This is a genomic window from Pantoea sp. ANP04, assembly GCF_041982285.1.
Lineage (GTDB): Bacteria > Pseudomonadota > Gammaproteobacteria > Enterobacterales > Enterobacteriaceae > Pantoea > Pantoea eucalypti.
Genome location: NZ_JAUTYS010000016.1, coordinates 117,012 through 126,544 on the forward strand (window position 1 = coordinate 117,012; position 9,533 = coordinate 126,544).

Annotated in this window: 11 protein-coding genes and 2 tRNA genes; all 13 read left to right on the forward strand. The window is 54.4% G+C overall.

The annotated features are described in order from the left end of the window. Positions 1–150: 150 nt before the first annotated feature. The 13 genes from cydA to Q7C21_RS19470 all read left to right on the forward strand — a co-directional run bounded on the left by cydA (position 151) and on the right by Q7C21_RS19470 (position 9,533). On the forward strand, positions 151–1,722 hold the full coding sequence (cydA, locus tag Q7C21_RS19410; RefSeq protein ID WP_105099404.1) for a cytochrome ubiquinol oxidase subunit I: 1,572 nt from the start codon (positions 151–153) through the stop codon (positions 1,720–1,722). Between the two features lie 11 nt (positions 1,723–1,733). After that, positions 1,734–2,873, forward strand: coding sequence for a cytochrome d ubiquinol oxidase subunit II (cydB, locus tag Q7C21_RS19415; protein ID WP_078804199.1), 1,140 nt, complete (start codon positions 1,734–1,736; stop codon positions 2,871–2,873). Between the two features lie 15 nt (positions 2,874–2,888). Continuing rightward, positions 2,889–2,993: a cytochrome bd-I oxidase subunit CydX gene (gene cydX, locus Q7C21_RS19420; protein ID WP_072040350.1), complete on the forward strand. Its 105-nt coding sequence runs from the start codon at positions 2,889–2,891 to the stop codon at positions 2,991–2,993. Beyond that, positions 2,993–3,286 (forward strand): cyd operon protein YbgE, encoded by a 294-nt coding sequence (gene ybgE, locus Q7C21_RS19425; protein ID WP_008925028.1) that lies wholly within the window; start codon positions 2,993–2,995, stop codon positions 3,284–3,286. The genes cydX and ybgE overlap by 1 nt, the downstream gene beginning before the upstream one ends. A gap of 178 nt (positions 3,287–3,464) precedes the next feature. Further along, on the forward strand, positions 3,465–3,869 hold the full coding sequence (gene ybgC / locus Q7C21_RS19430) for a tol-pal system-associated acyl-CoA thioesterase (protein ID WP_008925029.1): 405 nt from the start codon (positions 3,465–3,467) through the stop codon (positions 3,867–3,869). Further along, the gene (gene tolQ / locus Q7C21_RS19435) at positions 3,866–4,552 is read left to right on the forward strand and encodes a Tol-Pal system protein TolQ (protein ID WP_003853142.1); all 687 of its coding nucleotides are present in this window, start codon (positions 3,866–3,868) and stop codon (positions 4,550–4,552) included. Before ybgC ends, tolQ begins: the two co-directional genes overlap by 4 nt. Before the next feature lie 13 nt (positions 4,553–4,565). Continuing rightward, a complete protein-coding gene (gene tolR / locus Q7C21_RS19440; protein WP_003853140.1) occupies positions 4,566–4,994 on the forward strand; it encodes a colicin uptake protein TolR in 429 nt (142 codons plus the stop codon). 27 nt (positions 4,995–5,021) lie between these two features. Continuing rightward, positions 5,022–6,356, forward strand: a complete 1,335-nt coding sequence (tolA, locus tag Q7C21_RS19445; RefSeq protein ID WP_140915971.1) for a cell envelope integrity protein TolA — start codon at positions 5,022–5,024, stop codon at positions 6,354–6,356. Positions 6,357–6,471: 115 nt separating this feature from the next. Continuing rightward, positions 6,472–7,767: a Tol-Pal system beta propeller repeat protein TolB gene (tolB, locus tag Q7C21_RS19450; protein ID WP_003853138.1), complete on the forward strand. Its 1,296-nt coding sequence runs from the start codon at positions 6,472–6,474 to the stop codon at positions 7,765–7,767. Positions 7,768–7,818: 51 nt separating this feature from the next. Beyond that, entirely contained in the window at positions 7,819–8,346 is a 528-nt protein-coding gene (gene pal, locus Q7C21_RS19455) for a peptidoglycan-associated lipoprotein Pal (protein WP_003853135.1), read from the forward strand. Between the two features lie 9 nt (positions 8,347–8,355). Next, entirely contained in the window at positions 8,356–9,150 is a 795-nt protein-coding gene (gene cpoB, locus Q7C21_RS19460) for a cell division protein CpoB (RefSeq protein ID WP_003853134.1), read from the forward strand. A gap of 164 nt (positions 9,151–9,314) precedes the next feature. Beyond that, positions 9,315–9,390 (forward strand) — tRNA-Lys (locus tag Q7C21_RS19465). Positions 9,391–9,461: 71 nt separating this feature from the next. Next, a tRNA-Lys gene (locus Q7C21_RS19470) sits at positions 9,462–9,533 on the forward strand.

Here is a 9,533-nt window from a genome sequence, read left to right on the forward strand (position 1 = left end):
CTTCATTCGTTACTCGCCTTTTCGGGCAGCTCACAGACCTGTTCTGCTGGTAATAAAAAACTGGAATCAATAAACAGTCGTTCCTGACTCCGATTACGTTCGATCTGATCGCGCGCGTGACGGAGACAAAGCGAGGAGCAAGGAGTCCTTATGTTAGATATCGTCGAGCTGTCGCGGTTACAGTTTGCCTTAACGGCGATGTACCATTTTCTGTTCGTCCCTTTAACGCTGGGTATGGCGTTTCTGCTGGCGATCATGGAAACGGTCTATGTCCTGAGCGGTAAACAAATTTATAAAGATATGACGAAGTTCTGGGGCAAGTTATTTGGTATTAACTTTGCGCTGGGCGTCGCTACCGGACTGACCATGGAATTTCAGTTCGGGACAAACTGGTCATATTACTCTCACTACGTCGGCGATATCTTCGGCGCGCCGCTCGCCATTGAAGGTCTGATGGCGTTCTTCCTGGAATCGACCTTTGTCGGCCTGTTCTTTTTTGGCTGGGATCGGCTGGGTAAAGTGCAGCACATGGCGGTGACCTGGCTGGTCGCCCTGGGCTCGAATATGTCTGCGTTGTGGATTCTGGTCGCCAACGGCTGGATGCAGAACCCTATCGCTTCAGAGTTCAACTTTGAAACCATGCGCATGGAGATGGTCAGCTTCTCAGAGCTGGTGCTGAACCCGGTGGCACAGGTGAAATTCGTTCACACCGTCGCGGCCGGTTACACCACAGGCGCGATGTTTATCATGGGCATCAGTGCCTGGTACATGCTGAAAGGCCGCGACTTCGCCTTTGCTAAACGCTCGTTCGCTATCGCGGCCAGCTTTGGCATGGCGGCGGTGCTGTCAGTGATCGTGCTGGGTGATGAGTCTGGTTATGAAATGGGTGACGTGCAGAAAACCAAGCTGGCCGCGATTGAAGCGGAGTGGGAAACCCAGCCGGCGCCGGCGTCCTTTACCCTGTTTGGCTTGCCCGATCAGGCCACTCAGGAGAACCGGTACGCCATTCAGATCCCCTGGCTGCTGGGCCTGATCGTCACCCGATCCACGGATACGCCGGTGACGGGCCTGAAAGAGTTAATGGCACAGCATGAGGTGCGCATCCGCAACGGCATGAAAGCCTACGCCTTGCTGAACGAACTGCGCGGTGGCAGTCAGGATCAGGCGGTACGGGACGCGTTCAACAGTCACAAACAGGATCTCGGTTACGGTCTGCTGCTAAAACGCTATACCGATAACGTGGCGGATGCGACAGAAGCGCAGATCAAACAGGCGACGCAGGACTCTATCCCGCGTGTTGCCCCGCTTTATTTCGCCTTCCGTATCATGGTGTTGTGTGGTGTTCTGCTGCTGGGCATTATCGCGCTGGCGTTCTGGAGCGTGTTGCGTAACCGCATCGGTAAAAATCGCTGGTTACTGAAAGCGGCGCTGTTTGGTATCCCGCTGCCGTGGATCGCAATCGAATCCGGCTGGTTCGTCGCGGAGTATGGTCGTCAGCCCTGGGCTATCGGTGAAGTTCTGCCGACTGCGGTGGCGAACTCTTCTCTGACTGTAGGCGATCTGTTGTTCTCGATGATCCTGATTTGCGGACTCTACACGCTGTTCCTGGTGGCTGAGATGTACCTGATGTTCAAATTCGCCCGCCTTGGGCCGAGCAGCCTGAAAACCGGGCGTTATCATCATGAGCAGATCACGGCAACCACGCAGCCGGTTCGGGGATAAGGAGAGCGACCATGTTTGATTATGAAGTTCTGCGCTTTGTCTGGTGGCTGTTGATTGGCGTGCTGCTAATCGGCTTTGCTGTCGCAGATGGTTTTGATATGGGCGTCGGCATGCTGACGCGCATTCTGGGTCGCACCGATACTGAGCGTCGCATTATGATTAACAGTATCGCCCCGCACTGGGACGGCAACCAGGTCTGGCTTATCACTGCCGGTGGCGCACTGTTTGCCGCCTGGCCGATGGTCTATGCGGCGGCCTTTTCTGGCTTCTACGTTGCCATGATTCTGGTGCTCGCCTCGCTGTTCTTCCGTCCGGTTGGCTTCGATTACCGCTCGAAGATTGAAGACAACCGCTGGCGCGGTGCCTGGGACTGGGGCATCTTCATCGGCAGCTTCGTACCGCCGCTGGTCATTGGCGTGGCGTTTGGCAACCTGTTACAGGGCGTGCCGTTCCATGCCGATGAGTATCTGCGTCTGTTCTACACCGGCAACTTCTTCCAGCTGCTGAATCCGTTTGGCCTGCTGGCTGGTGTGGTCAGCGTAGCGATGATTCTGGCACAGGGCGCAACCTATCTGCAGATGCGCACCACGGGCGAACTGCATCTGCGTTCACGCACCGCAGCACAACTTGCCGCCCTGGTGATGATGGTCTGCTTCATCCTGGCCGGTGTCTGGGTGAAATATGGTATTGATGGCTATGTGGTGACCAGCACGATGGATCACTTTGCTGCCTCTAACCCACTGGGTAAAACGGTAGTGCGTGAGGCAGGTGCCTGGATGGTCAACTTCCAGAACCATCCTGTGCTGTGGCTGTTCCCGCTGCTGGGCGTGGTGTTGCCGCTGCTGACCATACTTTGCTCGCGGGTTGAGAAGGGCGCCTGGGCATTCCTGTTCTCTTCACTGACGCTGGCCTGCGTCATCATGACCGCCGGCATTGCGATGTTCCCGTTCATCATGCCATCCAGCACCGTGCCGGGTACCAGCCTGACGATGTGGGATGCAACGTCCAGCCTGCTGACGCTGCAAACGATGACCGTTGCCGCCGCTATCTTTGTTCCAATCATTCTGATTTACACCACCTGGTGTTACTGGAAGATGTTTGGTCGTATTACCAAAGAGCATATTGAAAGCAACAGTCACTCACTCTATTAATTAAGGAGAAGTCGCATGTGGTATTTTGCCTGGATTCTCGGCACGTTGCTGGCCTGTGCCTTTGGTATCGTGACCGCGCTGGCGATTGAACACGTTGAAGCGCAGGATGAGCCTCACTGATGCGTACGCCAATTCGGATGCTGTATGATCTGATGGATAAGGGCCCGTTACGGGCCCTTTCACTGCTGCTGGCGCTGCTGGCGGCTGGCGGCGTGATGTGGGACCCGACCCGCTTTGCTAACCACGCGGGTCAGCTGCCCGCGCTGCAGGGTCTGGTGCTGATCTGGGCGGTCTGCAGTGGTGTGATTCACGGTACAGGCTTCCGGCCACAGCAAACCCGATGGCAGGCGCTGTTTAGCCCGTTACCCGCCATGCTGGTGTTATTTATCGCGCTTTACCGTTTTTACCTGTAACACCCCACCTCACCAGCGCTGTCAGTGAATATTTGTCAGCGTCTGGTCAATTAATCTTCCTGAAATCGTTCCATTTGTTACCGAGCGATAATTATTTTCGCCTGGCTCTGACGAGCCATTCCCAACCCCAATTCTCTTGCGTATAGTAGCAACGTTTAAAACGAGGCCGGGATGTAGAGTGAGTACAACGCTGTTTCGCTGGCCGGTTCGGGTCTACTACGAAGATACTGATGCCGGTGGTGTGGTTTATCACGCCAGCTATATCGCTTTTTATGAACGAGCACGTACCGAAATGTTGCGACAGCACCATTTCAATCAGCAGATGCTGTTAGAACAGCAGATCGCTTTTGTGGTACGGCGCATCACGGTGGACTATCTTGCAGCGGCGCGTCTTGATGACCTTCTGGAGATCCAGAGCGAGGTCACCTCAATGACTCGGGCTACCATGACGTTCACTCAGCGTATCGTGAATACTGAAGGCAAAGTGCTCAATGAGGCAGAGGTCCTGATTGCCTGCATTAACCCTCATCTAATGAAGCCGATTGCGCTTCCCAAGTCTATTGTCGCGGAGTTCAAGCAGTGACTGACATGAACATTCTTGATTTGTTCCTGAAGGCGAGCCTTCTGGTCAAACTTATCATGTTGATTTTGATCGGCTTTTCTATTGCCTCCTGGGCCATCATTATTCAGCGCACACGTATTCTGAATGCGGCGGGAAGAGAAGCTGAGGCATTTGAAGACAAATTCTGGTCCGGCATCGAACTCTCCCGACTGTATCAGGAGAGCCAGGAGCGTCGGGAAGAGCTGGGCGGCTCGGAGCAGATTTTCTACTCCGGCTTTAAAGAGTTCGCCCGACTGCACCGCGCTAACAATCATGCGCCGGAGGCGGTTATTGATGGTGCAAGCCGTGCGATGCGCATCTCAATGAACCGTGAGCTGGAAGCGCTGGAAAACCACATTCCGTTCCTCGGTACTGTCGGTTCAATCAGTCCCTATATCGGGCTGTTCGGTACTGTCTGGGGGATCATGCACGCCTTTATCGCGCTGGGCGCGGTGAAGCAGGCAACACTGCAGATGGTGGCACCGGGTATCGCTGAAGCATTGATTGCAACCGCAATCGGTCTGTTTGCGGCAATTCCGGCGGTAATGGCGTACAACCGTCTGAACCAGCGCGTCAACAAACTGGAGCAGGGCTACGACAACTTCATGGAAGAGTTCACTGCCATTCTGCATCGCCAGGCTTTCTCCAGCGATAGCGCTAAGTAAATAGAGGTTAATGATGGCCAGAGTACGTGGTCGCAAACGCCGCGACCTGAAGTCGGAAATCAACATCGTTCCGCTACTGGACGTCCTGTTGGTGCTGCTGCTGATCTTCATGGCAACGGCACCCATTATTACCCAGAGCGTGGAAGTGGATCTGCCTGATGCGACCGACTCTAAAACCGTTTCCAGCGATGATAATCCGCCGGTAATTGTTGAAGTGGCGGGCGTGGGGCAGTACAGCCTGGTCGTGGATCACGATCGTATGGATCAGCTCCCCCCCGAGCAGGTGATCAGCGAAGCGCAGCGTCGACTGGAAGCAAATCCTAAGACGGTGTTTTTGATCGGGGGCGCGAAAGAAGTGCCTTACGATGAAATCATTAAAGCGCTCAACCTGCTGCACCAGGCGGGTGTTAAATCTGTCGGTTTGATGACGCAGCCGATTTAAAATCGAACCGTTTTTTGGGAACCGAGTGTGTCGAAGGCAACCGAGCAAAACGAGAAGTTAAAGCGCGCGATAATCATTTCGGTGATTCTGCATATCGTGTTGATCGCGCTGCTGATTTGGAGCTCGTTTAATGAGCACGTTGACCCCAGCAGTGCGGGTGGCGGTGGCAGCGATATTGATGCTGTGATGGTCGATCCCGGTGCCGTCGTGAGTCAATACAATCGTCAGCAGAACCAGCAAAGCGACAGCCAGCGGGCTGAGCAACAGCGTAAAAAGCAGGCGCAGCAGCAGGCAGAAGAGCTGCAACAGAAACAGGCTGCTGAACAGCAGCGTCTGAAAGCGCTGGAAAAAGAGCGTTTAGCCGCGCAGGAAACCGCGAAAGAAGAGGCTAAACAGCAGGCTGAGCAGCAGAAAGCGGCAGAAGACGCCGCGAAACAGGCTCAGGAACAGCAGAAAACGGCCGAAGCGGCAGCAGCTAAAGCCAAAGCCGATGCGAAAGCCCAGGCGGATGCCCAGGCCAAAGCGACCGCCGAGCAGGCAAAGCAGGCCGCGGCTGAAGCAAAGAAGCAGGCTGATCAGCAGGCGAAAGCCGCTGCTGCCGCTGCGGCAAAAGAGAAAGCCGTTGCGGAAGCGAAGGCAAAGTCTGAAGCGGATGCAAAAGCGGCGGCTGAGGCCAAAGTGAAAGCGGCTGCGGATGCCAAAGCTAAAGCCGCCGAAGAAGCGAAAGAGAAAGCCGCAGAAGCGAAAGAAAAAGCTGCTGAGGCAGCAAAAGAGAAAGCCGCTGAGGCTGCTAAAGAAAAAGCCGAAGCCGCCAAAGAAGCTGCCAAAGAGAAAGCTGAGGCGGCGAAAGAGGCCGCTAAAGAGAAGGCCGAAGCGGCTGCTAAGGCGAAAGCCGATGCGGCCGCCAAAGCGAAAGCCGATGCTGCCGCGAAAGCCAAAGCAGATGCCAAAGCGAAAGCTGCCGCCGATGCGGCCAATGACAGCGATGTTGATGATTTGCTGGGTGGACTCACTTCCGGTAAAAATGCACCGAAAAGCGGCACATCAGGTGGCGCAGCGGGGCAGGGCAACCAGAAGAAAGCGGGGGCATCGGGCGCTGAGATCAACTCCTACATGGGTCAGGTGGTGAGTGCGATTCAGAGCCGATTCTACGATGCCGATCTGTATCGCGGAAAAACCTGTGATTTGCGGATTAAACTTGCGCCTGATGGCTTGTTGATTGATGTTAAGTCAGAGGGTGGTGATCCCGCGCTCTGCCAGGCCGCTATTGCTGCTGCCAAACAGGCACGTATTCCGAAGCCGCCTTCTCAGGCGGTCTACGAAGTGTTTAAAAACGCCCCGATGCGTTTTAAACCGCAATAATGCAGTCACGGTCGGCAAGTTGATCTATGTTTAGCTTGCCGTACTTATGTTGTACTCGTGGTTTCCAGGAACAGTGCCAATTATCGTGGACTGAGGTTCAGATAAGGGAGATAAAATGAAGCAAGCTCTTCGCGTTACGTTAGGCTTTTTTATCCTGCTGTGGGCAGCCATGCTGCATGCAGAAGTTCGAATTGAGATCACCCAGGGTGTGAATACCGCGCGCCCGATTGGCGTGGTGCCGTTTAAATGGGCCGGTTCTGGTGCCGCGCCGGAAGATGTTGGCGGCATCGTGGCGGCTGACCTGCGCAACAGTGGCAAATTCAATCCACTGGATCGCTCACGTCTGCCACAGCAGCCAACCAGCGCGCAGGAAGTGCAGCCTGCCGCCTGGAGTGCACTCGGCATCGACGCCGTAGTCGTCGGTCAGGTCGCGTCTAACCCGGATGGCAGCTATCAGGTTTCTTACCAGCTGGTTGACACCGGCGGTGCGCCGGGTACAGTGCTGGCACAGAACTCATATAAAGTGACAAAGCAGTGGCTGCGCTATGCCGCTCACACTGCCAGTGACGAAACGTTCCAGAAGCTGACAGGCATTAAGGGCGCTTTCCGCACCCGCATCGCTTATGTCGTGCAGACCAACGGTGGCCAGTTCCCTTATGAGCTGCGCGTCGCTGACTACGATGGCTATAACCAGTTCGTCGTACATCGTTCACCACAGCCACTGATGTCGCCAGCCTGGTCTCCGGATGGCAGCAAAGTGGCCTACGTGACCTTTGAAAGCGGCAAGTCCGCGCTGGTGGTCCAGACGCTCTCTAACGGTGCCATCCGTCAGGTTGCCTCTTATCCGCGTCACAACGGTGCTCCAGCATTCTCGCCAGATGGCTCTAAGCTCGCTTTCGCACTCTCTAAAACCGGTAGCCTGAACCTCTATGTGATGGATCTGGCGTCAGGTCAGACGCGTCAGGTGACGGATGGTCGTTATAACAGTACTGAACCGACCTGGTTCCCGGACAGCCAGACTCTGGCTTATACCTCCGATCAGGCGGGTGCCCCTCAGATTTATAAAGTCGGTATTAATGGCGGCACGCCACAGCGTATTACCTGGGAAGGCGGTCAGAACCAGGATGCGGATGTGGCAACAGATGGTAAATCTATGGTGATGATTAGCACCAACGGTGGTGCTCAACACGTCGCCAAACAGGATCTGGAAACGGGAGCCGTTCAAACGTTAACGGACACGTTCCTGGATGAAACGCCGAGCCTGGCACCAAATGGCACAATGGTAATCTACAGCTCTACTCAGGGTATGGGTTCCGTGTTGCAGTTGGTTTCAACCGACGGCCGTTTCAAAGCGCGTCTTCCGGCAACTGATGGACAGGTAAAATTTCCTGCCTGGTCGCCGTATCTGTAATGTCTGATACTTCAGACATCGCAAACAATAAACAATAATGGGATTTTTGAAATGCAACTGAACAAAGTGCTGAAGGGTTTGATGCTGGCTCTGCCGGTTCTGGCAGTAGCGGCTTGTAGCTCACACAAAAACAACAACAATGACCAGACTGGCATGGGTGCTGATGGCGCTTACGGTGCAAATTCTGGCATGAACGGCAACGGCGGCAACATGTCTTCTGACGAGCAGGCTCGTCTGCAGATGCAGCAGCTGCAGCAGAACAACATCGTGTACTTCGGTCTGGACAAATATGACGTTCAGTCTGATTACGCACAGATGCTGGATCAGCACGCAACTTTCCTGCGCAGCAACCCATCATACAAAGTGACCATCGAAGGTCATGCGGATGAGCGCGGTACGCCGGAATACAACATCGCCCTGGGCGAACGTCGTGCTAACGCCGTTAAGATGTACCTGCAGGGTAAAGGCGTGTCGGCTGATCAGATGTCTATCGTTTCTTACGGTAAAGAGAAGCCAGCCGTTCTGGGTCATGACGAAGCAGCGTATTCTAAAAACCGTCGTGCCGTTCTGGTCTACTAAGAGAATCACATGGTTAGTAACTTCAGACGTCATCTGTTGAGTCTGTCGTTACTGATTGGCGTAGCGGCCCCCTGGGCCGCTAATGCCCAAGCGTCAATCAGTAGCGTTGGCTCCGGCTCGGTCGAAGACCGTGTCACCACTCTTGAACGAATCTCTAATGCCCAGGCACAGCTGATGCAGCAATTGCAGCAGCAGATGAGCGATAACCAGCGTGATATTGATGCGCTGCGCGGGCAAATCCAGCAAAACACGTATCAGTTGAATCAGGTGGTTGAGCGGCAGAAGCAGCTTTACCAGCAGATTGACACGCTGAGCAGCGCCAGCAGCAACGGCGGGCAACAGGCAGCCGGCAGCGATGCCGCAGCAGATACAGGCGCAGCAGCAACCGCAGGCGCGGCAGCATCAACGGAGAGCGCACCTGCGCAGACCGGCGATGCGAACAGCGATTACAATGCGGCTGTGGCGCTGATTCTGGAGAAGAAACAGTATGACCAGGCGATCAGCGCGCTTCAGGCGTGGGTAAAACGTTACCCTGATTCGACCTATCAGCCGAATGCGAATTACTGGCTGGGTCAGCTGAACTACAACAAAGGCAAAAAGGACGACGCGGCGTATTATTACGCCACGGTAGTGAAAAACTATCCGAAGTCGCCGAAAGCTGCAGAAGCGTTGTTGAAAGTGGGTGTGATCATGCAGGAGAAAAAAGACACGGCGAAAGCCAAAGCGGTCTTCCAGCAGGTGATCAAACTTTATCCAGACACTGAATCTGCTAAACAAGCTCAGAAACGTCTGAGCGGTCTGTAATTTGTCCGGTTCAGACCAGATATCGTGTGATTTCTGGTCTTGCCGTATGAAAGGTAAGCAACTGAAGCGTTTAGCAGAAATAAGAGTTGCGCTACCCCGCTAAATCAGTAATATATGCCGCCGTTGCCGGGACACATTGAAAAGTGTCTGGTAAGCCTGAAGATGGGTCGTTAGCTCAGTTGGTAGAGCAGTTGACTTTTAATCAATTGGTCGCAGGTTCGAATCCTGCACGACCCACCATCTCCTTCAGACGCGCTTTTTACCGCGCAGTTTCAAGAAGAACACTTCAGCATTGCTTCACAACCTAAGATGGGTCGTTAGCTCAGTTGGTAGAGCAGTTGACTTTTAATCAATTGGTCGCAGGTTCGAATCCTGCACGACCC